The organism is Chloroflexota bacterium (genome assembly GCA_023475225.1).
Lineage (GTDB): Bacteria > Chloroflexota > UBA6077 > FW602-bin22 > JAMCVK01 > JAMCVK01.
Genome location: JAMCVK010000016.1, coordinates 83,569 through 108,367, shown reverse-complemented (window position 1 = coordinate 108,367; position 24,799 = coordinate 83,569). Strand labels below are relative to the sequence as shown.

At 53.9% G+C, this 24,799-nt stretch carries 27 protein-coding genes and 2 tRNA genes; 17 read left to right on the top strand and 12 right to left on the bottom strand.

What is annotated here, in order from left to right:
• The first annotated feature begins 53 nt into the window (after positions 1–53).
• The 8 genes from M1136_03290 to lgt all read left to right on the top strand — a co-directional run bounded on the left by M1136_03290 (position 54) and on the right by lgt (position 6,334).
• A complete protein-coding gene (locus tag M1136_03290) occupies positions 54–2,651 on the top strand; it encodes a heavy metal translocating P-type ATPase (GenBank protein MCL5074663.1) in 2,598 nt (865 codons plus the stop codon).
• Positions 2,648–2,854 (top strand): hypothetical protein, encoded by a 207-nt coding sequence (locus M1136_03285; protein MCL5074662.1) that lies wholly within the window; start codon positions 2,648–2,650, stop codon positions 2,852–2,854. Before M1136_03290 ends, M1136_03285 begins: the two co-directional genes overlap by 4 nt.
• 204 nt (positions 2,855–3,058) lie before the next feature.
• Positions 3,059–3,238 (top strand): YHS domain-containing protein, encoded by a 180-nt coding sequence (locus M1136_03280; GenBank protein ID MCL5074661.1) that lies wholly within the window; start codon positions 3,059–3,061, stop codon positions 3,236–3,238.
• Positions 3,239–3,417: 179 nt separating this feature from the next.
• A complete protein-coding gene (locus tag M1136_03275; protein MCL5074660.1) occupies positions 3,418–3,687 on the top strand; it encodes a glutaredoxin family protein in 270 nt (89 codons plus the stop codon).
• On the top strand, positions 3,680–4,225 hold the full coding sequence (locus M1136_03270) for a hypothetical protein (protein MCL5074659.1): 546 nt from the start codon (positions 3,680–3,682) through the stop codon (positions 4,223–4,225). The genes M1136_03275 and M1136_03270 overlap by 8 nt, the downstream gene beginning before the upstream one ends.
• Before the next feature lie 191 nt (positions 4,226–4,416).
• Positions 4,417–4,764, top strand: coding sequence for a hypothetical protein (locus M1136_03265; protein MCL5074658.1), 348 nt, complete (start codon positions 4,417–4,419; stop codon positions 4,762–4,764).
• A gap of 40 nt (positions 4,765–4,804) precedes the next feature.
• Entirely contained in the window at positions 4,805–5,350 is a 546-nt protein-coding gene (locus M1136_03260; protein ID MCL5074657.1) for a hypothetical protein, read from the top strand.
• Positions 5,351–5,521: 171 nt separating this feature from the next.
• The gene (gene lgt, locus M1136_03255) at positions 5,522–6,334 is read left to right on the top strand and encodes a prolipoprotein diacylglyceryl transferase (GenBank protein MCL5074656.1); all 813 of its coding nucleotides are present in this window, start codon (positions 5,522–5,524) and stop codon (positions 6,332–6,334) included.
• Here the strand turns inward: lgt and M1136_03250 are convergent.
• A complete protein-coding gene (locus tag M1136_03250) occupies positions 6,315–8,813 on the bottom strand; it encodes a mannose-1-phosphate guanyltransferase (protein ID MCL5074655.1) in 2,499 nt (832 codons plus the stop codon). The genes lgt and M1136_03250 overlap by 20 nt on opposite strands.
• A 142-nt stretch (positions 8,814–8,955) precedes the next feature.
• Between M1136_03250 and M1136_03245 the strand changes: the two genes are divergently transcribed.
• The 5 genes from M1136_03245 (at position 8,956) to M1136_03225 (ending at position 10,233) form a co-directional block, all read left to right on the top strand.
• Positions 8,956–9,042, top strand: a tRNA-Ser gene (locus M1136_03245).
• 30 nt (positions 9,043–9,072) lie between these two features.
• Positions 9,073–9,162: transfer RNA gene (locus M1136_03240), tRNA-Ser, on the top strand.
• 72 nt (positions 9,163–9,234) lie between these two features.
• Positions 9,235–9,399: a rubredoxin gene (locus tag M1136_03235; GenBank protein ID MCL5074654.1), complete on the top strand. Its 165-nt coding sequence runs from the start codon at positions 9,235–9,237 to the stop codon at positions 9,397–9,399.
• A 67-nt stretch (positions 9,400–9,466) separates the two neighbouring features.
• The gene (locus M1136_03230) at positions 9,467–10,027 is read left to right on the top strand and encodes a ferritin family protein (protein ID MCL5074653.1); all 561 of its coding nucleotides are present in this window, start codon (positions 9,467–9,469) and stop codon (positions 10,025–10,027) included.
• Between the two features lie 38 nt (positions 10,028–10,065).
• A complete protein-coding gene (locus M1136_03225) occupies positions 10,066–10,233 on the top strand; it encodes a hypothetical protein (protein MCL5074652.1) in 168 nt (55 codons plus the stop codon).
• Positions 10,234–10,273: 40 nt separating this feature from the next.
• Here M1136_03225 and nuoN read toward each other — a convergent pair whose 3' ends face one another.
• The 11 genes from nuoN to M1136_03170 form a co-directional block, all read right to left on the bottom strand.
• Positions 10,274–11,713 carry an NADH-quinone oxidoreductase subunit NuoN gene (gene nuoN, locus M1136_03220; protein ID MCL5074651.1) on the bottom strand — a complete coding sequence of 480 codons (1,440 nt, stop codon included), beginning with the start codon at positions 11,711–11,713 and terminating at the stop codon, positions 10,274–10,276.
• A 3-nt stretch (positions 11,714–11,716) separates the two neighbouring features.
• Positions 11,717–13,192 (bottom strand): NADH-quinone oxidoreductase subunit M, encoded by a 1,476-nt coding sequence (locus tag M1136_03215; protein MCL5074650.1) that lies wholly within the window; start codon positions 13,190–13,192, stop codon positions 11,717–11,719.
• Between the two features lie 61 nt (positions 13,193–13,253).
• A complete protein-coding gene (nuoL, locus tag M1136_03210; GenBank protein ID MCL5074649.1) occupies positions 13,254–15,215 on the bottom strand; it encodes an NADH-quinone oxidoreductase subunit L in 1,962 nt (653 codons plus the stop codon).
• A gap of 25 nt (positions 15,216–15,240) precedes the next feature.
• On the bottom strand, positions 15,241–15,546 hold the full coding sequence (nuoK, locus tag M1136_03205; GenBank protein ID MCL5074648.1) for an NADH-quinone oxidoreductase subunit NuoK: 306 nt from the start codon (positions 15,544–15,546) through the stop codon (positions 15,241–15,243).
• 9 nt (positions 15,547–15,555) lie between these two features.
• Positions 15,556–16,053, bottom strand: coding sequence for an NADH-quinone oxidoreductase subunit J (locus tag M1136_03200; GenBank protein ID MCL5074647.1), 498 nt, complete (start codon positions 16,051–16,053; stop codon positions 15,556–15,558).
• Positions 16,050–16,487 carry an NADH-quinone oxidoreductase subunit I gene (locus M1136_03195; protein ID MCL5074646.1) on the bottom strand — a complete coding sequence of 146 codons (438 nt, stop codon included), beginning with the start codon at positions 16,485–16,487 and terminating at the stop codon, positions 16,050–16,052. Before M1136_03195 ends, M1136_03200 begins: the two co-directional genes overlap by 4 nt.
• Positions 16,488–16,555: 68 nt before the next feature.
• A complete protein-coding gene (gene nuoH, locus M1136_03190; protein MCL5074645.1) occupies positions 16,556–17,545 on the bottom strand; it encodes an NADH-quinone oxidoreductase subunit NuoH in 990 nt (329 codons plus the stop codon).
• A gap of 53 nt (positions 17,546–17,598) precedes the next feature.
• A complete protein-coding gene (locus M1136_03185) occupies positions 17,599–18,708 on the bottom strand; it encodes an NADH-quinone oxidoreductase subunit D (protein MCL5074644.1) in 1,110 nt (369 codons plus the stop codon).
• Between the two features lie 10 nt (positions 18,709–18,718).
• A complete protein-coding gene (locus M1136_03180; GenBank protein MCL5074643.1) occupies positions 18,719–19,138 on the bottom strand; it encodes an NADH-quinone oxidoreductase subunit C in 420 nt (139 codons plus the stop codon).
• A gap of 92 nt (positions 19,139–19,230) precedes the next feature.
• Positions 19,231–19,797 (bottom strand): NADH-quinone oxidoreductase subunit B, encoded by a 567-nt coding sequence (locus M1136_03175; GenBank protein MCL5074642.1) that lies wholly within the window; start codon positions 19,795–19,797, stop codon positions 19,231–19,233.
• Positions 19,788–20,144: an NADH-quinone oxidoreductase subunit A gene (locus tag M1136_03170; protein MCL5074641.1), complete on the bottom strand. Its 357-nt coding sequence runs from the start codon at positions 20,142–20,144 to the stop codon at positions 19,788–19,790. The genes M1136_03175 and M1136_03170 overlap by 10 nt, the downstream gene beginning before the upstream one ends.
• Before the next feature lie 187 nt (positions 20,145–20,331).
• Here M1136_03170 and hisS point away from each other — a divergent pair, with 187 nt between their 5' ends.
• The 4 genes from hisS to M1136_03150 all read left to right on the top strand — a co-directional run bounded on the left by hisS (position 20,332) and on the right by M1136_03150 (position 24,748).
• Positions 20,332–21,693 (top strand): histidine--tRNA ligase, encoded by a 1,362-nt coding sequence (gene hisS, locus M1136_03165; protein MCL5074640.1) that lies wholly within the window; start codon positions 20,332–20,334, stop codon positions 21,691–21,693.
• A gap of 2 nt (positions 21,694–21,695) precedes the next feature.
• Complete coding sequence (locus M1136_03160) at positions 21,696–23,012, top strand: nodulation protein NfeD (protein MCL5074639.1); 1,317 nt, start codon at positions 21,696–21,698, stop codon at positions 23,010–23,012.
• Positions 23,013–23,131: 119 nt separating this feature from the next.
• Entirely contained in the window at positions 23,132–23,959 is an 828-nt protein-coding gene (locus M1136_03155) for a slipin family protein (protein ID MCL5074638.1), read from the top strand.
• Between the two features lie 105 nt (positions 23,960–24,064).
• Positions 24,065–24,748 (top strand): response regulator transcription factor, encoded by a 684-nt coding sequence (locus tag M1136_03150; protein ID MCL5074637.1) that lies wholly within the window; start codon positions 24,065–24,067, stop codon positions 24,746–24,748.
• The last annotated feature ends 51 nt before the right edge of the window (positions 24,749–24,799 follow it).

Below are 24,799 nucleotides of genomic sequence, written 5' to 3'. Positions count from 1 at the left end.
AGTATGGCAACCTTAAACCGGAAAGTGGTAAGATTTTAGAGGGGATTTAGGAAATGACAACTAAGGGTTCGAAGAAGGTGTCCCTGTCTATCGGGGGCATGACCTGCGCCTCCTGTGTGTCCAATGTGGAGTTGGCCCTTAAGGGGGTGCGCGGCGTAAAAGCGGTGGTGGTCAACCTGGCCACGGGGAAGGCGGCGGTGGAGTACGACCCTGTCCAGGTGACCCTGGCGGCCATGAAGAAGGCAGTGGATGAGATAGGATACGAGGTGGTCTTGAACACCGCTAACCTCCAGGTCACGGGCATGACCTGTGCCTCCTGTGTGGAGAACGTTCAGAAGGCAGTGGGCGACCTGCCCGGTGTAGGAAAAGTGGTGGTCAATCTGGCCTCGGGCAGCGCCCGGGTGGACTACGTGCCGGAGATCACTTCGGTAGCGGAGATAAAGGAGGCCATCCGGGAGATAGGCTACGAGGCTGTGGAACGGGCTGAGGGGCAGGAGGCCCTGGACCGGGAGAAGGAGGCCCGCCAGCAGGAGATCCGCCGCCAGCTCATCAATATGCTTATCGCTTGGTCAATAGGCCTGCTGGTGATGATAGGCACCTTCCAGCCCTACTGGGTCCTGCCCAACATCATACCATCCTGGATGAACAACAAGATCCTTCTCTTCTTTCTGACCACGCCCATCGTCTTCGGACCGGGCCGCCAGTTCTTTATCAATAGCTGGAACGGCCTGAAGAAGGGCCTGACTGACATGAACCTCCTCTATGCTACAGGAATCGGCGCTGCTTATCTTATCGCTGTCATTAACACCTTCTGGCCTGACGCCGGCTTTGGCGGTCGAGAGGCCACTTTCTACGAGGCAGCGGCCTTGCTTACGGCCTTCATCATCCTAGGCCGCTACCTGGAGGCGATCACACGGGGCCGCACCTCTGAGGCCATCCGCCGTTTGATGAAGCTCCAGCCTAAGCGGGCGAGAGTGCTGCGCGATGGCCAGGAACTGGAGATTCCTGCCGAAGAGGTGGAACTGGACGATATACTGGCAGTCCGCCCTGGCGAAGCTATCCCGGTGGACGGGCTGGTCTTGGAAGGATACTCTTCTGTGGATCAATCCATGATCAGCGGGGAGAGCATGCCGGTGGAGAAGAAGGCTGGCGATGAGGTCATCGGCGGCACCATCAATAAGACCGGTGCCTTCAAGTTCCGTGCCACCAGGGTGGGCAAGGATACTGCTCTGGCCCAAATCATCAAGCTGGTGGAGGATGCCCAGCTCACCAAGGCTCCCATCCAGAAGCTCGCTGATCAGGTAGCTGGACACTTCATCCTGGGGGTGCATGCCCTGGCCCTGATGGTGTTCCTGTTCTGGTTCTTCGTTGGGTACGGACTGTGGTTCGCTCCTGAAAGCCGTCTTATCCTTACCCCTTACCTCCTTACTGGCATGGGGGTCTTTGGCTTCGCCCTGCTTACCTCCGTCACTGTGCTCATCATCTCCTGCCCCTGTGCCGTGGGACTGGCTACGCCCAGCGCTATCATGGCTGGAAGCGGCAAGGCAGCAGAGCACGGCATTCTCTTTAAGGGGGCTGATGCTATGGAGGCCACGGCTAAGATTCAGGTGGTGATCTTCGACAAGACCGGCACCCTGACCAGAGGGGAGCCTTCAGTGACCGATGTGGTGACATTGGGCCACCTGACTCAGGAGGAGGTGTTACATATGGCAGCGGTGGCTGAGAAGAACTCCGAGCACCCCCTGGGCGAGGCCATCGTCCGTGGTGCCCGGGGACGGGGGATGGAGCCCGAGGATGCCGACAGCTTCAACGCCATACCAGGGCATGGCGTGGAGGCTCAGCTTAATGGTCGCACTATCCTGTTGGGCAACCGGAAGCTTATGGCGGAGCGAAAGGTGTCCCCAGACAGGCTGCTGCCCGAGGCAGAGCGCTTGGAGAGCGAAGGTAAGACCGTCATGTTTGTAGCGGTGGATGGGGTACCTGCCGGCATCGTGGCCGTGGCCGATACTCTAAAAGAGACCTCAGCCCTGGCGGTAGAGGAACTCCATCGCATGGGCCTCCAGGTGGCCATGATCACCGGGGACAACCGACGCACCGCCGAGGCCATCGCCCGGCAGGTGGGCATTGACAGAGTGCTGGCCGAGGTGCTGCCGGAGGACAAGGCCAACGAGGTTAAGAAGCTCCAGGACGAGGGCTTGCGGGTGGCCATGGTAGGGGATGGTATCAATGATGCTCCTGCCCTGGCTCAGGCCGACGCCGGCATCGCCATCGGATCAGGCACCGATGTGGCCAAAGAGACTGGCCATGTTATCCTCATCAAGGATGACCTGGTGGACGTGGTGGCAGCCCTCCAGGTAGCCAGGCAGACATTGCGCCTGATAAAACAGAACCTAGGCTGGGCCTTTGGCTACAATACGCTGTCTATCCCTATTGGGGCCGGGCTCCTTTATCCCTTCTTCGCCCAGATGGTGAGCCCGGAGCTGGCAGCTTTGCTCATGGCTACTAGCTCCCTATCGGTGACCTTGAACACGTTACGGATGCGGGGCTACATCCCACCTGTAAGGCGGGTGGGACGCCCGGGGGCATTGCAGCCGGCCCAAGTGGTGGTGCCTGCCAGCCATCAGATTGAACGTAGGAAGGAACTACTATGAAGATCGGCGGTGTAGGCTTCATAAGCGCCTTAATCTATACCAGCATATCCTTGGCGGCGTCGGGACTGTTTCTGGCCATCACCCTGATTGGGGAATATGATTGGGTAACCCGCATAGGCGGTGCGGGCTGGGTGTTTCTGCTCTCCATGATTGTCCTCATACCCATCGTTACTCCGCTGGTGAAAAAGAAGCGCGGGGTGTAGGCTACCCTACTAGGGAAGAGCAAGAACAATGGGGCGAGAAGAGGTGACGATAGGAACTCCGAGGCAAGCATCTGGTGGTCTTGACAAGGAAGAATGGGATATCCTGGTGGGGAAGATAAGGTCGGGCGAGCTTAAGGCACTATGAAGAGTGCCTGCTCGGAGTCCCTGGAGGAACGAAAAAGAAACAAAAAAAGGAGGCAACAGATGGCAAAAGATCCAGTGTGTGGCATGGAAGTAGACGAGAAGACGGCGCCGGCCAAGTCCGAGCATATGGGCAAGACCTACTATTTCTGCGCCGTGGGCTGCAAGAAAGCCTTCGAGAAAAATCCAGCCAAGTACATCATGGCCAAGGGTGAGATGGAAGGTGGCAGGCACGGGCATTAGGCTACGCTACCTGTCTTAGCAGGTCATCTATGGCTAGTAGAGGATATGCCAGAGGGGGGAGATAGGCCGCAGAAAGGGTGTGAAAGAGCGAGAATCACCAAGATGGTCAAAGAGCATAACAACAGGCTATGCGAGCTAGGGCGGCATTGTAGAGGGAAGGTGATGGCGCTGAGAAGAAGATGATGGACGAAGAGCATCACATTCTGTTCTATACTAAGGAGGGGTGCTGCTTGTGCGATGAGGCCAGGGAGATACTTCATCGCCTCAGGGGCAGGTTCTCTATTACTATACAGGAAATCGACATTACAACCGACAGCGCCCTCTATGAGCGCTATAGGAACATCATTCCGGTGGTTATCATCGATGGGCAGTTCAGCCTGGGAGCTAGGATAGAAGAGGAAGACCTATGCCGCTATCTGCAAGAGGGGGCCGAAGGCTTCCATGAATAGGATTGCCAGCGTCACATCATCAAGGAGAAAGAAACAGCGTGGCCTGGTTCTATCTCAACTGTTCATTGTTGCCGGATTCCTGGCCCTGGTGTGGTTCAGCTTTGGGCAAAACGTTCTGGCACCCCGAGAGCAAGTGCGTGTGCCTGGGCGTTTTGGGCCACTGGAACTTGTAAGCAAGGTTGAAGGCTCTGAGACCCTGGCTCAAGTAAGGAGACTCCACGGCACCGATGTCAACCTGGTGACTGCCTACATTGCGGAGTATGCCCACGGTGGCGAACGGGTTACCGTATGGGTCGGTGGAGCGGAAAGTGAAAGCGTCGCGGCGGAGCTTACTAGGAGGATGATTGAGGGTATAGAAAGGGGAGGCGCAGGCTTTGGCAACCTCCAGCGGCTAACTATTGCAGGCCACGGGATTTTCCAGGTTGAGGGCCCTGGCGGGAAGCATTTCTTCTATAACTCTAAGGAGAAGGTTGTCTGGCTGACCGTAGAAGCAGCGGATGCCATGGTCGTTGTAGAGCGGGCACTCAAGACCTTCTGAAAAGGAAACAAGGAATGACCAGATCTTCCAAAGGCTTAGGCTTAGCCATCTTTGTTCTTGTTGTGGCCGTCATTATCACAGGATGCTCCTCACCTCCTGCGTCCCAACAGCCTCAGCAGGAAGAAGGCACTGCTCTCCCCTCACCCTTGGTTCCGGCTTCCCCGACTGTTCCTCAACCTTTTAGGGGGCCCATGAATGGGCTAATGCAGTCCAGCACCGGGGGAGATGTAACTATCGATGTAGAATGGATTGGGGTAAGGAGTGGTTTTTTGGTATTTGATGTGGCCATGAACACTCATTCGGTGAACCTGGACCAGTATGACCTGGGGGAATTGGCTGTGCTACGAGACGATGAAAGTAAAGAATATCGCCCCGCTGCCTGGCGCTCTGCTCCAGGAGGTCATCACCGCAGCGGCACCCTCACCTTCCCTGTTCCCGCTTCCCTGAGCCAGGGGAAGGCTAAATACCTTAATCTCATCATTCGATATGGGGCTGGGGTTAAGGAAAGGGTTCTCAAATGGGAGCTGGGAGGGGACTAGGACAAAATTTCTGAGGCGAGCAGTTGACTGGAGGTGACAAGTGAAAAGGCACATTTTAATCGGGGTAGGAGCTGCCGTCCTGCTGCTTCTGGTCTACCTGGGTATCATTATCCTGGCGCAGGGCCTGAAGCATGCCCTGGACCAGACCCTCAGGCTATGGTACTGGGTGGTGGCCCTGGCTGGCGGGTTCGGCGTTCAGGCTGGCCTGTTCTCCTTCATCAGGCAGGGCGTGCGGGAACGACGTAGTGCTGCTACGGCCTCTGTAGCCGCCTCCGGTGGCGTCTCCGCTGGTTCTATGGTAGCCTGCTGTGCCCACCACCTGAGCGATATCCTACCCCTCCTGGGCTTGTCTGGGCTGGCTGTCTTTTTGGTGAACTACCAGCTGTTCTTCATCATTGCTGGCGTCCTCTCCAACGCTGTGGGCATAACTATCATGCTGGAGATCATCCAGAGCCATGGCCTGTGCCCGCGGCTGGCGCATTGGAAATGGGACATGGGCCAGGTAAAAAGGGGGGCGATGATCTCAGCCACGCTCATCCTTGTTGCTGCCTTTTTTCTTAACTTCCTGACACCACGGGGGGCCTAAAATCGGCTTAAAGTTAGAGGCGATTTGGAAAAGAGTAAGAGATGGCTTCTCATTGCAGCGGTAGTAGTGTTGGTTGCGGAGCTGGGTTACGGGGCTTACTCGTTAGATCAAATCCTGTCTCTTTCCCACCAACCTGCCTAATAAACACTATACAGGATAGGGAGGCATCAAGTGAATGGCATTACCATAAACATCGATCCTGTTATCTTTCACCTTGGCAATTTTGCGCTGCGCTGGTATGGCCTGGCCATCGTTGCTGCTATCTCTGTGGCCATTCTGGTGGCAGTGAGGGAGGGCCAGCGTAAGGGCATCGCCGCAGACGATATCTACGCTGTAGCGATGTGGGGAGCGGTGGTGGGGATTGTTGGTGCCCGGCTTTTTCACGTGGTGGACAGGATTGGCTACTACCTTGCCAATCCGACCTCCATCCTCTCCTTTCAGCAAGGTGGACTGGCCATCTGGGGAGGGGTTGCTGGGGGCTTCGTCGCTGGAGCAGTATACGCCAGATCCAAAGGCATACCTCTAGCCCGCCTGGCCGATGTGGCCGCCATAGCACTATTATCTGGCCAGATCGTGGGCAGGCTGGGGTGTATCGTTAATGGCGATGCTTACGGGGGGCCTACCGACCTACCCTGGGGGTTCGTCTATACCCATCCCGCTGCGCTGATACCGCGCTCCCTGTGGGGCGTCCCTACTCATCCTTACCCTGTCTATGAGATGATATGGAACAGCGCGGCCTTAGCTCTGCTCTGGCAGCTGAGGACGAGATTGCGGACCGATGGCTTGCTCTTCTGTGGTTACCTGTTCCTCTACTCCCTGGGGCGTTTCTTCCTCACCTTCGTCCGGCAGGAAGAGGTGTGGTTCTGGGGACTCCAGGAGGCCCAAGTGCTGGCCCTGGTTGGCCTTTCGATCTCGGTTTTGGTTACAGGATATCTGATCAGGAAGAGGCGAGCACGCAAAACCCTCAGTGCTGCAAGCTGCTGACCAGCGCAGCATACTTCTCTGAGAGTACCTTTGCCCCCTCACTCGAAGTAGCTTCAACTATAATGTGAAAGAGGGGACGATCGGTATCCGGCAGTACTAAGACCCATTCTTCGCCCAGCTCGATCTTGATTCCATCAATCTGTCTCACACGCTGGTCCTTGTATTGCTCACTGAGCAGGCGCATGACCCGCCCCTTGTCCTCCCAGGGACAAGGCACCTTCGTCCTTGTTATGTAATAAGGGGGCAATGACCGTACCACTTCGGCCAGTTCTGTATTCTGCTTGAGCAGTAATTCGTGGATTTTAGCTATAGCATGTAGGCCATCCATAGCCGGTTGAAAGTGGGGAAAGACGAGTCCACCATTCTCATCACCAGCCAGTATACAACGTTCATGTGAAGCCGCAGTGGTAAGGCTATGCGTGCTGGCCTTCGTCCGGATGACGTTGCCACCATACATTGCCGCAAGCGCCTCAAACACATTGGGGGCTGTAACTGGCACGGCGATATTGCCTCCCGGATTCTCCTTCAGCATCAGTAGAGCGACCGCTGCCAGAAGCGTCCATCCCGGCAGCAGCTCTCCCTGGTCATCGACAACAGATACTATCTCCCCACCAGCGTCCAGGCGTGCACCAAACTTAGCCTGCAAGCTCTTGGTGATAAGCCCTAATTTCCGCATGTCCTCTTGAAACTCCTCCGCTGAGCGTGAGAGCTTATCCTCCTCGACGGCGGCATTAATGGGAACGACATTACAACCAAATTGGTTGAGTATCTGCTGTAGGATCGACGAAGCAGTGGAATTAGCATAGTCTATGACTAACAGGCACGGATGTCCAGGGTGTAGGATAGAGCTGTCGATAGACTTAACCAGGTGTTTAACATAGAGGTCCACTAACTGGGGGGCTTCGGTGATGCGGCCAATCTCATCCATATAGACGCGGCGGAAGTCTTCCCTGAAGAAGATGTTCTCTATCTTGCGCTGGGCGTTGCGATCTACATCAAACCCATGCTGATCGAAGAATTTAATATCGATGGCCCGATTATCGAAGGGTGATATACGCACATGTACCCCACCAATGGTGTCGCTCACCCTCGTAACGTAACGGGCAACGGGTATGGGCATTGATTTGATATCCAGCACATGGACACCCGCAGAAGGTAAGCCACTGATCATCGCCCTCTTAAGCATCCGGGAGCTGCGATGTGGATCGCGATTCATAGCGACCGTCGCCCCCCTGGGCAGAGTAGCCCCATAGGCAGCCCCTAACTTGGCCACAAATTCGGGGGTTAAATCGATGTTCACTAAGCCAGCAACGCCCCATCGCCCGAATAGAACTCGACGTCCCTGGGCTCCCCAAACGATGCTGGAGGAGACCCTGGTGCCAGCTTCGATCTCCTTATTTGGCCAGATCTTGATGTTGGGCTGAATGATAGCTCCCTGCCCAACCGTCGTCAGGTCTCCAATCACCACCCCTTCGAAGATCATCACCTTGCTCTTAAGACTGCACTGTTGTCCGATTATCGCTCCCTGTACCTCGCTGTGTTCCCCTATATAAGAATTGCGCCAGATAATGCAGCGATCAATATGGGCGCGCGAATCGATGATACTATAGCTATGAACAACACTAGGTCCATGGATGATTACACCCCCCTTCACCTTACTGGAGTTGCCCAACCAAACGTGGCCATAGAGCTGTGCATCGGGAGCAATCTCAACATCATCGCTCTCACACCAGACATCTCCACCCAGATGCTTACCGAGCGGTTCCAGATTGACTTTACCCATCAAAAGATCAGCGTTAGCCTGCATATACTCAGCGATATTGCCTACATCGCACCAGTAACCCGAAGCTATGTATCCGTAGAGCGCTTCTCCCTGCCTGAGAAGCTGGGGAAATACGTCCTGACTGAAATCAACCGATCGGCCACTCTCGATATAGTCAAAAATACCTGGCTCTAGTACATAGATGCCGGTGTTGACTGTGTCGGAGAAGACTTCGCCCCAGCCGGGCTTTTCCAGGAATCGTCTGATACATCCATCCTCATCGGTGACGATTACACCGTAATCTAAGGGATTAGGGACGTGATACAGCGTCAAGGTGGCCATGGCCCGCCTTTGCTTGTGGAAGTCGATGATGGCTGTGAGATCAAAATCAGTCAGGGCATCACCGCTGATCACGATAAAGGTATCATCGAGTTCTTTTTGGGCGTTTTTAACGCTTCCGGCTGTCCCCAAGGGCGTATCCTCAACTGAATAGGTGATCTTCAAGCCCAGATCGCTGCCGTCGCCGAAAGCGTCCTGGATGCTGGAGGCAAGATACTGAACAGTGACGACAACGTCGGTTATATGGTGTCGCTTGAGGAGATCGAAGATGTGCTGGATGACGGGCTTGTTGACGATGGGCACCATTGGTTTGGGGCGGGCCACAGTTAATGGGCGTAGCCGCGACCCTTCGCCACCGGCCATGACTACTGCTTTCATGTGCTCCCCCCTTCCTGACGGGCAGCTCAGCAGCCCTTATCCATCCGGCTTAAGTGTGCACTTATAATATAATACATAACAAGAGCAGCTGTCAATCACTTGAGCCAGACGAGTTGACCGTGCTATAATTTCGGACGGACGGGGAGAGGTGTCCGAGTGGTTGATGGTGCCGCTCTCGAAAAGCGGTGGGCGCTGAGCCTCGTGGGTTCGAATCCCACCCTCTCCGCCAGTCACATCTATCGTACATATCGGGCTAGATGGAGAGGTCGCATAGTCTGGTCTAGTGCGCACGCCTGGAGAGCGTGTAGGCCGCAAGGCCTCGTGGGTTCGAATCCCACCCTCTCCGCCAACCCCAGTTTGATTCGCCCGGTTTGGTCACCCTTACTCAGATACCTAAGCATCTCTGAGGGAGGAAGACGCTTTGGGAAAATGGCAATGCTCAATTTGTGGCTATATCTACGACCCAGCGACAGGTGATCCAGACCATGGTATAGCACCGGGTACCTCTTTTACAGACTTGCCTGATGACTGGGTCTGTCCCGAATGTGGGGCAGCAAAGGACCTGTTTGAGAAGATAGAGCCATAGTCGCTGGGTGTGGCCGGGGAAAACGGCCAACAAGGCCTCCCTAGCAGTTCTAGTTCTGAGGTACAGCGTGCCAGACGATTTAGAAGAAGATTTTATCGCCTTACAAACGGCTATGCAGATTGAGCGTGATGGCTACGCCTTTTACACCAGCGTGGCCACGACAACCGCTGATGCGCAAGGGAAGGCAGTGTTCCGCACGCTAGCAGAGGATGAGCTGAGCCACCTTCGTACATTAGAGTCCGCTTACCAATCACTCGCTGAGGTTAAGAGGTGGCCTCCTCTAGAGCAAGGTATAGCTGACCGTAAGGTGAGAACACCCCCCATCTTCCCTAAAGCTGAGAAGGGTGAGGATGACATCACCCCTACCTCTACTTCAGCGCCAGCTAGAGGAGAGGGCGATCACGAGCTGTCTGCTCTGCGGCGAGGCATCCAGGCGGAGCGGGATTCCATCGCCTTTTATACGGAGGCCGCTGCCCAGGCCTCTGATCCCTCCGGCAAGGTGATGTATCAATATCTGATCGAAGAGGAGGAAGGCCACTTGTTGATCCTCCAGGGAGAATACGATTATTTGACCAGGACCGGACATTGGTTTGGCATCCCCGAATTCGATCTGGAAGCCGAAGGTTAGACTTTGAGTCATTTGCAAGGCATACTGGAGGGCAAATAGTGGGTCATTACTTTATGTCTCCTATATCCACCGGGAAGGTCAAGGAAGGATGGAAATGCCCTTACTGCGGGTTAGAAATGTGCGGCAAGGTCGAAGAGGTTGAGCTGGCTGCAGCTATGCACAAGTGCGAATATGGCGCAGCCTCGATGATGAGCAAACACGACTGATAGCAGCGCTGGTTCCAAGGCGTCTCACTCCCTCAGGTATCTATGCCTGGATCGCTAAGAGGAGTAGAGCCTGTACGGCCGACTTAGCCCCTTCCATAAATGGAGCTGGATATAGCCCCAGCAGCAGCATACCGCCTATAGCTACCCACATGGCCAGCCGGAAGGGAGGCGAGACGTAAACCATCCCCTCCACCACCGGAACATTAACGTACATCGTCCTCACTACCCGCAGATAATAGTACATGGACACCACACTGTTGAGCAGGCCGAGTACGACCAGCCAGGAGAGGCCATGTCCCAGCGCTTCTGCAAATAGATATAGCTTGCTTGTGAAGCCAGCCATCGGGGGGATACCCGTTAACGAGAGCAGGCAAAGAGTCAGACCGAAAGCAAGCAACGGAGCACGTTTGGCCAAACCATTATAGTCCTCTATCTCATCACCACCCGCTTGAGCGGAAAAGGCGATGACCGCAATGAAAGCACCAAGGTTCGTCAGGGTATAGGCCAGCAGAAAGAAGAGAAGGCTTGCGGTCACCGAGGGAGAGAGCGCCGAGAGTCCGACCATCGCATACCCAGCCTGAGCGATGCTGGAGTAGCCAAGCATGCGCTTAATGTTGGTTTGCCGCAGGGCTACCACATTGCCGAGGGTCATCGTCACAGCTGCCAGGATGGCGAATAGCGGAAGCCAAATGCCTTGCATAGCCGGGAAGGCGGTAGTGAACACCCGCAGGACGATGACGAAGCCAGCTGCTTTGGATCCGACGGAGAGGAAGGCCGTCACTGGTGTCGGAGCCCCTTCATACACATCAGGCACCCACATATGAAACGGCACAGAAGCCATCTTGAAGCCGAATCCGGCCACGAGAAAAACCAGGGCCAGGATCAAGGCCGGCTCCTCGCCGGTCGTCACCAGCGCTGTGCGGATATCGTCCAGGATTGTGCTTCCACTTAAGCCATAGACTAAGGCCATCCCATAAAGTAGCGCTGCTGAGGATAGGGCCCCCAGCAAAATATATTTCAGTCCTGCCTCGGTCGACTTAACGTCCCTTTTTAAAAGGCAGGTTAGGATGCACAGGGCGATGGTAGTAAGTTCCAGGGAGATATAGATGGTGATCAATTCACGGCTGCTAGCGAGCAACATCATACCTATAGCCGCAAAAATGATGGAGGCATAGTACTCACCTGCGGGTAATCCTGTATACCGTACGTAATCTATGGAAGCGAGAACGACCAGAGCCGTCCCCGCCAGGAAGAGCAGCCTGAAGAAAATCGAAAGATGGTCAACAATCAAGGCGCCGCCGAAGGAGACACCCTGCTGACCACTAAGGGCGAGGGTGAAGCCGGCTGCTATGATTAGACCAACCAGGGCTACGTAGGGCAAGAGAGATTTACGCTCTCTTGGGAGCAAGAGATCAAGGGCGATGAGAGTGAGCCCAAGCATACAAAGGACCAGCTCTGGAGAGAGCAAGAAGAGATTCAATCCTTATCCTCCTGGGTGTGATCCAACCAGAGTAATCAGCGGCATTACCCCACTCTGAATGACGTCAGTGAGAATGGCCGGATAGACCCCAACAAGAACAATGATGGCCATAAGAGTAACCAAGGGAACGAGCTCCAGGGCGCGAGCATCTCCCACATCAGCTAGCTGAGGGCGCGGTGGACCGAAGAAGACGCGTTGGAGCATCCAGAGAATATAGCCCGCCGTAAGCACAATGCCGGCTGCGGCAAGGATGGTGAAGACCTTCCATGTGCCAAAGGAACCCACGAAGATCAGGAACTCAGCAATGAACCCGCTCATCCCGGGCAAGCCGAGCGAGGCTAACCCGGCCATGGAGAAGATGACTGCTAGCCAGGGCATGCGAGGGGCCAATCCGCCCATCTCGGAGATGAGCCGAGTATGAGTCTTCTCATAGACGCATCCTACCAATAGGAACAGTAAACCGGTGATGGTGCCATGGGTAAACATCTGCAATACAGCGCCATTGAGGCTCAGCTCATTCAGGGCAGCTATGCCCAACAACACATAGCCCATATGACTTACGCTGGAATAGGCTACCATCTTCTTCAGGTCATTCTGAACCATAGAGACACCAGCCCCGTAGAGCACGTTGATCACGGCCAGTATGCCGATGAGAAAGGCGTAATCGTGGGCCGCTTGAGGCAGGATGGATAGGCACAGGCGGATCATTCCATAGCCACCCATCTTCAGCAATACCCCGGCCAGGATCACGCTCACTGCTGTAGGCGCCTCCACGTGGGCATCAGGCAACCAGGTGTGTAAGGGGAAGACGGGCAGCTTAATAGCGAAACCGAAGAACAGGAGCATGAAAACAATGGCCTGAAAGACGGCCGGGTAATGAACCTTTCCTATCTCTAACATATCGAAGGTATTCAATCCTGAGTTGAAGTAGAGGGCAAAGATGCCGACTAACATGATGGCACTGCCCGCGAAGGTGTAAAGAACGAACTTGATGGCAGCGTATTCCCGCCGCGGACCTCCCCAAATGGCGATCAAAAGGTACATCGGTATCAATTCCACTTCCCAGAAAAGGAAGAAAAGGAAGAGATCAAGCGCCGAAAAGACACCCAGTATCCCCATCTCAAGGACCAGTAAAAGAGCAAAATACTCTTTCACTCGCAGGGCGATGTTCCAGGAAGCGAGCACGGACAGAAAGGTCAATAATGCCGTGAGCAGAACTAGTGGTAGGCTCAATCCATCGACCCCCAGAAAGTAGGAGACGCCAAAGGTAGGAATCCAGGGGCTCTTCTCCACAAATTGGGGTCCGCTGTGAGATACATCGAATTGGGCGAACAGTAGTAGGGCTAATAGTAGACAGGCCAAAGAAAATCCCGCTGCAGTCAGCTTTATGGCCCGCCCGCTTTCTTTTGGTAGTATGGCGATCATGATGGCACCGACCAGCGGCAAGAAGATGATGAGGCTCAAATAACCCGGGATCATCGGGAGCCTCCCATCCGTTTTATCCTTTCAACACAGGTGATCCTTCTGAACATAGTGCACCTCAGCGAATTACCCCGGTCAAGAACAGCCAACCTACGATGACCGCTACGCCGGCGAATATGGCTAGAGCGTAGTTCTGTAGACGCCCGGTCTCGATTCTGCTCAAGCCCCGGCCTGTCGCTAAGAGAGCGTAGCCTAGCCCATCGGCGATACCGTCAATGACAACCAGATCGAACCATTGGGCCGCAAAGGATAGCCCCAACACCACCTTATCAATGATGGCCTGATAGAAATCGTCGAACCAGTACTTATGGGAAAGTGTGTTATAGATGGGAGCAAAGGTACGCCCCACCCGCTCGGCAGAAACCCAGCGGGCGCTGTACATCGCATAGGCGAGTAAGATGCCCAGCAGAGCCGCCGACATCGAGACCCCAACCACGACTGGGTCTACCGCAACATGCTTGCTCTCGCCCATGAAGCGAGCGAAGTCGCCATTCACGTTGATTAGACCGGATAGAATGGAGGGGATGGCCAGCAGGATAAGAGGGATGGTCATCACCCAGGGCGATTCATGCAGTCGCCCAAGATGCTCTGTGTGGGTCTGATCCTTTTTCTCCTCTAGCGTCTGGGCTAAAGCACTGAAACGGCGACTCGTGTGCTCCGCTGTGGCTGGTTGGGCCACTACACCGTGGCCCCGATAGACGCCGAAGAAGGTGAGGAAGATGATCCGAAACATATAGAAGGCCGTCAGGCACGCCCCAGCTATTCCCATAGCAAACAGTAGCCATTGCCCACCGTGCAGAGCATCAGCCAGGATCTCATCCTTACTCCAGAATCCCGAAAATGGAAATATGCCAGCCAGGCTGAGAGAGGCGATGGCGAAAGTCCAGAAGGTGATGGGCATCACCCTGCGCAGGCCTCCCATTGAGCGCATATCGGCTGTCCCTGTACTGTGCATAACGCTGCCAGCGCCCAAAAAGAGCAGGGCCTTGAAGAAGCCATGGTTCATCAGGTGAAATATGCCGGCCACAGAACCACCCATCCCTAACCCTAGCATCATATAGCCGAGCTGGCTGATGGTAGAATAAGCCAATACCCGCTTGATATCGTTCATTACTAGTCCCATTGTGGCGGCGAAGAGGGCGGTGAAGCCGCCGATGCTGGCTACCACTAACATCGCTTCAGGCGATTGGGCGAATAAGGGCATAGTACGTGCCACTAAATATACACCAGCCGCCACCATCGTCGCCGCATGAATAAGGGCGCTGACGGGGGTTGGGCCTTCCATAGCGTCTGGTAGCCAGACATGGAGGGGGAATTGGGCTGACTTGCCGATAGCCCCGCAAAAAATCAACACAGCTGTCAGTGTCAGAACAGTGCTGCCGAGCCCGGCTGCCTGTCGAAAGACCTCCGTGAAATTGAAGGTGTGCGTGTAATAGAAAAGGATAAGGATGCCAATCAAAAATCCTAAGTCGCCGAAACGGGTGACGATGAAGGCCTTTTTGGCTGCGGCAGCAGCCTCTGGTTTAGCATACCAGAACCCGATCAGTAAATAGGAGCAAAGTCCGACCAACTCCCAGGTAATGTAGATCATAAGAAAGTTATTGGCCAGCACCAACCCCAGCATCGACATAGTGAAAAGGGACATAAAGGCGAAGTAGCGACTATAACCTGGATCAGCGGCCATGTATCCCTGAGAATAAATCTGCACTACCAGACTAACTGCACTAACGACGATGAGCATTACTGCTGTTAGTGGATCCAGCAACAAGCCAAGATGAAACTGGGTCTGGCCAATGGTGAACCAGGCGATGCTCGTCTCCAAAACGCGACCATGTTCGCCTCCAGAGCCAAACTGGCCGGTCAACATAAGCCAGAGCACGAGACAGGATAAAATGAAAGAGCCAAAAATGGAGACGATCGTCACGTACCCACTGAGGCGAGGCCGCTTGAGGGTAAAAAAGGTAATGATTAATAGCGAGAGCAGCGGAAATAAGGGAATCAGCCAAAGATAGGAAAGCATCGCCTTTTAACCCCTTCGCTTCCGGCTACCATTTCATCAAGTTGATCTCATCGATGCTTATCGTCTCACGCTGGCGATAGACGGCCAGGACGATGGCCAATCCCACAGCCGCCTCGGCCGCAGCGACGGTCATGACGAAAACGGCGAATACTTGTCCAACCAGGTAGGCCGGCGTCGTGTAATGAGCAAAAGCTACCAAAGCGATATTGACGGCGTTAAGCATCAGTTCGATACACATCAGGATCGCTACTGCGTTGCGCTTGGCCAAAGCGCCGAAAAGCCCAATGCAGAAAAGGAGCGCGCTCAAGATCAGGTAATGTTCCAGTGAGATATTCATCGTTCAATCTTCCCTGGCGATAATGATCGCCCCAATCATGGCTACTAGGAGAACGATGGAGGCTATCTCGAATGGAAGGGCAAAATCGGTAAAGAGCAACCGACCGAGAAGGGCTGCGGTTGGCCCTACCGTGACTTCTGGACTAACTACCCAAGGTGTACGAGCGATAGCCACCACCATGATACCCAACAGGATCAGAATCATTAGGGCAGCTGCGATGGACTGACTACTGAATGGGTTGCTGCGCGGTGAATGGACTTGCTCGGTCAGCATCACAGCAAAGAGCACGAGCACCATGACCGCGCCTACATAGATTACGATCTGCACAGCAGCAATGAAGTCCGCTCGCAAAAGTATATAAAGCCCGGCCACACTGAGAAAAGACAAGGCCAAAGAGAAAGCGCTGTAAATTAGGCTGCGGAAGAATACTACGGCTAAGGCCGATCCGAGGAGGATGGCTGAGAGTATGTAGAAAGAGACTGTCATAACCGAGTCCGTCATTGGCTCCGCTTATCCTTTCGCCCCAATTCGAGAAGACGTTCTTTGTCATAGACGAGAGGCTGGCGATCTTCCACCGCTAGTTCGTAAAAGTGGCTCATGTGCACTGCTCGGACCGGCCGAACAGGGCAGGCCTCCTCGCATAATCCACAGAAGAGACAGCGTCCGATGTCTATCTCGTAAGTTAATAGACGCCGGCTCCCATCTGCCTCCACAGTGCGCGTGATGGCGATGTTGCCGTGAGGACAGGCCCGTGCACAAAGTCCGCAGGCGATGCATAACTCCCTACCGCTGACCGGATCGGAAGAGAGTACCGGCGGCCCCCGAAAGCGGTCGGCGACAGGGAGCCTTTCCTCTGGATATTGAACCGTGATCGGTTTGCTCAGAAAATGCCTGAGGGTAACAAGAAGCCCTCTACCAATACCTAAACCAAGCATATGTTCAGCAGCTCGTCTTCATCGCCTCAGTTCACGAGGTCCTGCCTGGCGAGCTGTTTCCTCCCTGATCAAACACTGGCCTGAGAAATGGAAAGTCCAACCCCCGTGATCAAGATGTTCACTAGTGCAAGTGGCAATAAGATCTTCCAGGCAAATCCCATCAGATGATCCACACGTACTCTGGGCAGGGTGCCACGCAGCCAGAGCAGAATGAAGAATAGACCATAGGACTTAATTAGAAACCAAATATATGGCGGTAAAAATGGCCCAAGCCAACCACCCAAAAAGAGGGTAGCGGCCAAAGCCGCTATGGCGAAGGCATTAAGGTATTCAGCCAGGAAAAACAAGGCGAAGCGAATGCCGCTATACTCGATGTGATAACCGGCCACGATCTCTGAATCAGCCTCCAGAAGATCGAAGGGGGAACGATTAAGCTCGGCCGTAGCCGCCGTGAAATAGACGAAAAAACCTAGGAACTGGGGCACAATATACCAAAGATGGCGCTGGGTATTCACAATATCCACCATAGACATCGATCCGGCGAGCATGATTACCCCCACCACTGATAGGACAAGAGGCACCTCATAACTGACCATTTGGGCCACCGCCCGCATCGCAGCTAGAAGGGCATACTTGTTATTTGAGGACCAGCCGGCCATAAGGATGCCAATGGTGGTCAGAGTACCGATAGCAATGGCATAGAGGATACCGATATTCACATCGGCGATGGTCATCCCCTGACCAAAAGGAATGACGGCGTAGATCAACAAAGCGGGTACAAGTACTATTATAGGGGCGAGACGGAACAAGATCCTATCAGCCTGGGAGGGGATAATATCCTCCTTGGTGAGGAGCTTCATCACGTCCGCCACCGGCTGAAGCACACCAAAGGGACCAACGCGATTCGGTCCCAGTCGATCTTGCATGCGGGCGATGACCCGTCGTTCCAGATAAACCTGACTCATCACCACAATGACCAGAAAGACGATCAGCACGGCGATGGCCAGCACTGTCAACAAAAGATCTACCAGCCAAGCGGGTAAGAACAGAAGGAGCAGTGAAGCCAGGAGATCATGCAGATTGACAAAAAGGTTATTGATATACTCCAGCGTCACCGATCCACCTCACCCATTATGATGTCCAGACTGCCCAGGATGGCTATAGCGTCCTGCACCTTACCGCCGCGCACGATCTCGCGAAATACGCCGATATTAATAAACGATGGAGAGCGCACCTTGAAACGCCAGGGGTTTAGCGAGCCGTCGCTGACTAGATAGAAGCCGAGCTCGCCACGTGAGGCCTCGATTCGACTGAGCACTTCGCCGGCCGGCAGCCGCAGGATGCGGGGGATCTCACTGGCTACAGGGCCTTTGGGCAGATGGTCCAGGGCCTGGCGAATGATCCGCAGGCTTTGGCGCATTTCAGCCACACGCACCATATAACGATCATAGCAGTCTCCGTTCATCCCAACCGGTATGATGAAATCGAAGCGATCATAGATACTGTAGGGGACTGCTCGGCGCACATCATAGCGCACCCCAGAAGCCCTCAGGTTAGGGCCGCTGACGCTATAGTTGATGGCCATCTCTGCTGGGAGGACACCGATACCTTTGGTGCGCGAGAGGAAGATTTCGTTTCTTGTTAGGAGGGCTTCGTACTCATCTATGCGAGGTGGCATATAGTCCACGAATTGACGGGCTTTAGCGATGAACTCCTCTGTGACATCACGACTGACACCACCAAAACGTACATAGTTGTAGGTCAGGCGTTGACCACAGGCCATCTCGAAGAGATCCAGGATATACTCGCGGTCGCGCAACATATAGAGAAATGGGGTGTAGAAGGCGCCCAAATCGGAGGTGAAGGTGCCTATGGCCACGAGATGGCTGGCAATACGATTGAGCTCGGCCATGATGACGCGGAGGTATTGCGCTCGCTCAGGCACGGCAATATCGGCTAATTGCTCAACAGCCAGGGCGTAGGCCAGGTTATTGGGCATAGCTGAGACGTAGTCGAGTCGATCAGTCAGCGGCATGCCCTGAAGGTAGGTTCGCTCTTCCCCCAATTTCTCGATGGCCCGATGTAGATAGCCAACGATCGGCTCAGCATCGACCACAACTTCGCCTTCAAGGGTAAGTATCGCCCGAAAAACACCGTGTGTACTGGGGTGTTGCGGACCAAGGTTAAGCGTGATCTGTTGAGTCTTCAAAGCCTCTACCATTGTAGCTCTATCACCTACTCGCCCTGGGAGGTAGTCCTTCGGGAATGCTAGCTGGCATCTCCTCTGCGTGCATACCGAAATCCTTGCGGAGAGGGTGACCAGGATAGCCTTCCCACAGCAGGATACGTTTCAGGTTTGGGTGCCCCGAAAACTCTATGCCCAACAGGTCGTAAACCTCACGCTCCTGAAAATCGGCGCCCCACCAGATGCTGCTGACAGAGGGAACAACAGGCTTATCACGTTCGACTCTCACCTTCAAAGCGATGGCCTGATTCAAGCCTATGGAGTGCAGATTGTAAATGACCTCAAAGTAGTCCAGGTAATCTACACCAGTGACGCTGACAAGATAATCGAATTCCAAGCCAGGGGTATTCCTGAGAAAATGGCAGATCTCAATAAGCCACTCGGCCGGTACCAGGATGAATGCCATCCTATCCGAGATGTAGCCAAGCGGTGCTTCTGGGAAAGCCAATGTTAGCTGTTCAAACAATCGCTTTGCTAATGAGGTTTGAGCCATAATGCTCACGCTTTGTCCCGTCCCCCCATCTTCGCTAGAGTCTGTCTCAAGGTAGCCTGCCTATCGATCTTCTTCTGAAGGGTGATCAATCCATGTAGAAGAGCCTGCGGTCGGGGGGGGCAGCCTGGCACATAGACGTCTACCGGCACAATAGCGTTAACCGGTATTACATTGTACGAACTAGCAAACGTCCCCCCTGAAGTAGCACAGCTGCCCATAGCGATCACATATTTGGGTTCAGCCATCTGATCATAGATGCGCTGCACGGCTGGAGCCATCTTCTTGGTTACAGTTCCAGCCACAATCATCAGATCGGCCTGGCGGGGAGAGGCGCGAAACACCTCTGCTCCAAAGCGAGCGATATCATAGCGTGCTGCTCCGGTCACCATCATCTCAATGGCACAACAAGCCAGTCCGAAGGAGACTGGCCATAACGAGGAACGACGCGACCAGTTATAGAGGTGATCAACGGTGGTTAAAAGAATGTTCAGGGGAAGTGGCCATTCTAGCTCCTCGCTGCTGCCCACTACCCCCTTGTCGCTCTTTATGGCTGAGTCTTGTTTCATATCCATAGCAACGCCTTCTTCCTCCAGGCATAGATTAAGCCAACAATAAGTATGCCGAGAAAGATGGCCATCTCTACAAGAGCGAACACCCCAAGGTGATTGTAAGCCACCGCCCATGGATATAGAAAGACCGTCTCGACATCGAAGATAACGAAAATAAGGGCATATAAATAGAAGCCAATGCGGAATTGAACCCAGGTTGGCCCAATAGTTTCCAATCCGCACTCATAGGTTGAGAGCTTTGTCTGATTGGGCTTCTTGGGACGGATGAGGAAAGATAATAATAAGGGAATAACGGCAAAGATCAGGGCGATAATAAGCAGTACGGCTATGTAACCATAGGCAGTTAACACCGTTGTTACGGCCTCCCCAGCGGGCTGGATTCTTGCTGAGCAGATGATATAGGAAATTTCTATCAGAATATCTCTGTTGCTCCTACAAGGCTTGGCTGACACCGGCCAAACCTTGTAAAGTATAGCACACTGCTTTAAGAAAGCAAAATAGTATATAATGAAACTGTCAAAGAGTGGGAGGAAAGGATTGAAGGCTGGGCCACGAATATTAAAGGGAACGCGGGATTTTCTTCCTCAACAGATGATCCTGCGGCAATACATCATCGGGACACTGAAGGAGCTCTTCGAGCGCTACGGGTTTGAACCACTGGAGACTCCGGCCATCGAATATGCCGAGACCTTAGAGGGTAAATCGGGCGAAGAGGCGGATGAGCTCATGTATAAGTTCGAGGATAGGGGGGGACGTCGCATAGGATTGCGTTATGAACTGACCGTATCCTTAGCTCGAGTTGTAGCGATGTATCCCGAGCTGGTCAAACCCTTCAAGCGCTACCAGATGGCCCCCGTTTGGCGGGCTGACAAGCCTCAGAAGGGGCGCTACCGCGAGTTCTGGCAATGTGATATAGATACGATCGGTACGCCCAGCGTGCTCGCCGATGCGGAAATAATCAGTATTATCTACGAAGGGCTCAGAAGGCTGGGGTTCGACCACTTTACCATTAAGATCAATAATCGCAAGATTCTCAATGCGCTGGCTGAATATGCCGGCGTGCCGGCGACCCAAGCCGCTGGCATTTACCGGGGAATAGATAAACTGGCTAAAATCGGGCCTGAGGGCGTGCGGCGAGAGCTGGCTCGTGAGGGGATCTCTCCCCATTCGATCGCTAAGCTGATGGATTTGCTGCAAATCAGTGGGGATACGACCACCATTCTGACCGAGCTAAGGGGTAGGCTTGCAGCTTGTCCCAGCGGACTCGAAGGGCTAAACGAACTGGAAGAAATCATCACTTACCTGCGAGCGACGAACATCCCCGCTGACTACTATAAAGTAGACCTATCGATGGTGAGAGGTCTCGAATATTATACCGGTCCGATTTATGAGACGGTCATCACCGAACCACGTATCGGGAGCATCACCGGTGGTGGACGCTATGATAAGCTGGTAGGTATACTGAGCGCCCGCGATTATCCGGCCACAGGGTCATCCTTCGGGTTGGAACGTCTCATTGATGTCATAGAGAAGAGACATACGATTCCTGAGACAGTCAGGCGGACGGTCACCAGCGTACTTGTAACGGTTTTCAGTCAGGAAACCATCGCTGCATCTCTGCGCTTAGCCCGGGAGTTGAGAGAAGCAGGTATCAATACGGAGATATATCTGGAGACGGACAAGCTGAGAGAACAGATGCGCTACGCCGCACGTAAGAGTATCCCCTTTGTAGTTGTGCTCGGCCCTGAGGAGATCACGAAAGACGTCGTTGTTCTGAAGGAGATGGTTTCCCAGGTGCAACAAAAGCTGCCACGTAAGAATGTTGTTACGGTGATACAGCAGAAACTCGGTCAGACGGACCGTCTACCGGCCTTACTGCCGGTTAGTTTAGAAAGGTGAAGATGCCATTCTGGGGGATAATACGCTCCACGGCAGCTAAATTGCGCTTGTTCTTAATCTTATTGGGGCTATTGGGTCTGCTGATCCCTGCTAGAGGTAGCGCTGAAGAGAACCAGGTTGATGTCTTGAGCGTGAAGGGCGTCATCAATCCCATCGTGGCTGGTTACATCGGGCGAGGCATCAACACTGCTGAGAGGGATGGGGCCCAGTGCCTGGTAATCGAATTGGATACCCCAGGGGGCCTAGACGTCTCCATGCGCGAGATAATTCAAGCAATAGTTAGAGCCAGGGTGCCCGTAGTCGCTTACGTCGCACCAGCAGGGGCACGGGCTGCCTCTGCCGGAACCTTCATCGTCATGGCCGCGCACATAGCCGCTATGGCCCCCAATACGAATATCGGCGCGGCTCATCCGGTCAGTATCAGCGGTGAGGTCGATAAAACTATGGCTGAGAAGGTCACTAACGATGCTGTAGCGTTAATTAAAGGACTGGCCGAACAGCGCGGACGTAACGCAGCGTGGGCAGAGCAGGCAGTTCGCCAAAGTGTGTCCGTCACAGCAAAAGAGGCCCTCGACCTGAGAGTCATCGATCTGACGGCCGATGACCTGACGGCCTTGCTCAACAAAATTGATGGTCGAGAGGTCATCCTTCCTCAAGGCTCCGTGACATTGCATATGCGTGGGGCGCGTCTTAATTGGATTGAGATGAATTTCATTGAGAACCTGCTGCACACCATCAGTGATCCCAACATCGCCTATATCCTGCTGATCCTGGGCATCAACGGCCTAATCTTTGAACTAGCCAATCCTGGGGCCATCTTTCCTGGTGTAATAGGAGCGATCTGTCTGATCCTGGCCTTTCTGGCCCTGGGGACGTTACCCCTTAGCCACACGGGATTGGCTCTGATCATCCTGGCCTTTGTCCTGTTTGTCACTGATCTTTTCGTTACCGCCCATGGTATCCTGACTGCTGGCGGAATTGTCGCCTTACTACTGGGATCACTATTACTGATCAACTCTCCGGCACCCTATATAGCGATCTCCACGAATGTGATCATCGCCGTCGTGGGCTTCACTGGACTCTTCTTCGCCTTCGTCATCGGGAAGGTAATTCGGGCCCAGCGACAGCGCGCCGTAACCGGCTATGAGGGTTTAGTAGGCGCACGAGGCGTAGCCAGAACCGACCTGAAGCCAGAGGGGGTCGTCTTTGTCCAGGGTGAGCATTGGGAGGCTCTGTCTGAGGAAGGGGAGATCGGTCGCGGAGCCCCTGTCCAGGTTGTAGGGGTCAAGGGATTGAAGGTGATCGTGCGTAAAGCTTAAAGAACCACCCAACGATCAGCAGGAGAACGTTTAAGGAGGAGGTGCAAAGCGGGAAAAGGTTTCCCTTGAACGGAGCATTGTCGGTATCTCTAACCAATATTTTTAGGGAGGAATAAACTATGAGAGTACTTGCGGATCTAGCCTGGATCGTCGTCATTGTGGTCGTCATCGTCATACCAATACTGAGTGCAGCGATCAAGATCGTTCAGGAGTATGAGCGTGGCGTCATCTTCAGGCTGGGACGGCTGATGGGAGCCAAAGGACCTGGCTTGTTCTTCATCATTCCCTTCGTAGATCGCATGCAAAAGATGGATCTACGGGTGGTAGCTATGCAGATACCGGCCCAGGAAGTGATTACACGGGACAACGTAAGTATTCGAGTTAACGCAGTAGTCTACTTCCGGGTGATCAGCCCGACAGATGCGGTGGTAAAGGTAGCCGATTACACTCAAGCTACCTTCCAGATCGCTCAAACGACACTGCGCAGTATATTGGGACAATCCGAACTGGATGAGCTGCTAGCCCAACGGGAAAAGATCAACATCAGGCTGCAACAGATCATTGACGAACAAACCGAACCATGGGGCATCAAGGTCAGCCTGGTAGAGGTAAAAGATGTCGAGCTTCCCGACACAATGCAACGCGCGATGGCCCGCCAGGCCGAAGCTGAGCGAGAAAAGAGGGCTAAGGTTATCCATGCCGAGGGTGAGTTTCAGGCTGCGGAGAAATTGGCCCAGGCGGCCCATATCATTGCGGGGGAGGGATCTGCACTCCAACTGCGTTACCTGCAAACACTTACGGAGATCGCCGCGGAAAAGAACAGTACCATAATATTCCCGTTGCCGATAGATCTGGTGCGGCCAATCTTAGAGCTGGTCGGTGCTCCTGTTGCGGCCGCGGCTGTAAGCGATCCTACATCACCACAGGGAAGGCCGGGGAAAGAATAAGTCCCCCGACCTTTCCCAATACATACAAAGGACGCCTGGTAGATAAGGGCGTGTATCCTGGCCCTGATGGTTAAATTGGGCCAGAACCCTTAGGGTAAGAATGGGATGGAGAAGATACGTGTCCTGATCGCTGATGACCGTCCGCTTTTCCGTCAGGGGATTAAAGGGGTGCTCAGGTCCGAGCCTGATATCGAGGTGGTCGGTGAGGCCACTGATGGACAACAGGCCGTCGCTTTGGCCCGGGCTATCGCCCCAGATGTCGTCTTTTTGGACTTCGACCTGCCGGCCATACAGGGTATCGAGGCGGCCAGGTTAATCAAGCTTCATCTACCACGAACAGGGATCATCATAATGACGGATCAGGACGATGAGGAACAATTGTTCCAGGCGATCCGGGTCGGGGCAGCGGCATTTTACGTCAAAGATGTTCAACCAGATGAACTTCTCGATGGTCTTAGACGCGTCAACAATGGTGAATACTTAATCAACGAGAGCTTGTTAACAAAACCAGCGGTCGCCTCACGCGTTCTTAAGCAATTTCGTGATTTGGCCATGCTCACTCAGGAGATAGAACCACTCTTCGCCCCGCTCTCTGCTCGTGAGATTGAGATTCTCGATTATATCGCTCGTGGGAATAGCAATAAGGAGATAGCTAGAGCTCTGAAAATAAGCGATCAGACAGTTAAAAATCACATCACCTCTATTCTACGCAAGCTGGCAGTCAACGACCGCACTCAAGCGGTGGTCTATGCGATACGACGGGGCTGGATCAAGATAGAAAGCTTGTAAAACTCTGCTTGGGCGACTTCTCTCCCTGGGGATAGAAGAGAGCTATAGAAA

Excerpts from the sequence above, each read along its gene's own strand:
- M1136_03290 (MCL5074663.1), top strand. The coding sequence starts at position 54 with ATGACAACTAAGGGTTCGAAGAAGGTGTCCCTGTCTATCGGGGGCATG.
- M1136_03285 (MCL5074662.1), top strand. The coding sequence starts at position 2,648 with ATGAAGATCGGCGGTGTAGGCTTCATAAGCGCCTTAATCTATACCAGC.
- M1136_03280 (MCL5074661.1), top strand. The coding sequence starts at position 3,059 with ATGGCAAAAGATCCAGTGTGTGGCATGGAAGTAGACGAGAAGACGGCG.
- M1136_03275 (MCL5074660.1), top strand. The coding sequence starts at position 3,418 with ATGATGGACGAAGAGCATCACATTCTGTTCTATACTAAGGAGGGGTGC.
- M1136_03270 (MCL5074659.1), top strand. The coding sequence starts at position 3,680 with ATGAATAGGATTGCCAGCGTCACATCATCAAGGAGAAAGAAACAGCGT.
- M1136_03265 (MCL5074658.1), top strand. The coding sequence starts at position 4,417 with ATGAATGGGCTAATGCAGTCCAGCACCGGGGGAGATGTAACTATCGAT.
- M1136_03250 (MCL5074655.1), bottom strand. The coding sequence starts at position 8,813 with ATGAAAGCAGTAGTCATGGCCGGTGGCGAAGGGTCGCGGCTACGCCCA.
- M1136_03215 (MCL5074650.1), bottom strand. The coding sequence starts at position 13,192 with ATGATCCCGGGTTATTTGAGCCTCATCATCTTCTTGCCGCTGGTCGGT.
- nuoL (MCL5074649.1), bottom strand. The coding sequence starts at position 15,215 with ATGCTTTCCTATCTTTGGCTGATTCCCTTATTTCCGCTGCTCTCGCTA.
- M1136_03200 (MCL5074647.1), bottom strand. The coding sequence starts at position 16,053 with ATGACGGACTCGGTTATGACAGTCTCTTTCTACATACTCTCAGCCATC.
- M1136_03195 (MCL5074646.1), bottom strand. The coding sequence starts at position 16,487 with ATGCTTGGTTTAGGTATTGGTAGAGGGCTTCTTGTTACCCTCAGGCAT.
- M1136_03185 (MCL5074644.1), bottom strand. The coding sequence starts at position 18,708 with ATGGTAGAGGCTTTGAAGACTCAACAGATCACGCTTAACCTTGGTCCG.
- M1136_03180 (MCL5074643.1), bottom strand. The coding sequence starts at position 19,138 with ATGGCATTCATCCTGGTACCGGCCGAGTGGCTTATTGAGATCTGCCAT.
- M1136_03175 (MCL5074642.1), bottom strand. The coding sequence starts at position 19,797 with ATGGATATGAAACAAGACTCAGCCATAAAGAGCGACAAGGGGGTAGTG.
- M1136_03160 (MCL5074639.1), top strand. The coding sequence starts at position 21,696 with ATGCCATTCTGGGGGATAATACGCTCCACGGCAGCTAAATTGCGCTTG.
- M1136_03155 (MCL5074638.1), top strand. The coding sequence starts at position 23,132 with ATGAGAGTACTTGCGGATCTAGCCTGGATCGTCGTCATTGTGGTCGTC.
- M1136_03150 (MCL5074637.1), top strand. The coding sequence starts at position 24,065 with ATGGAGAAGATACGTGTCCTGATCGCTGATGACCGTCCGCTTTTCCGT.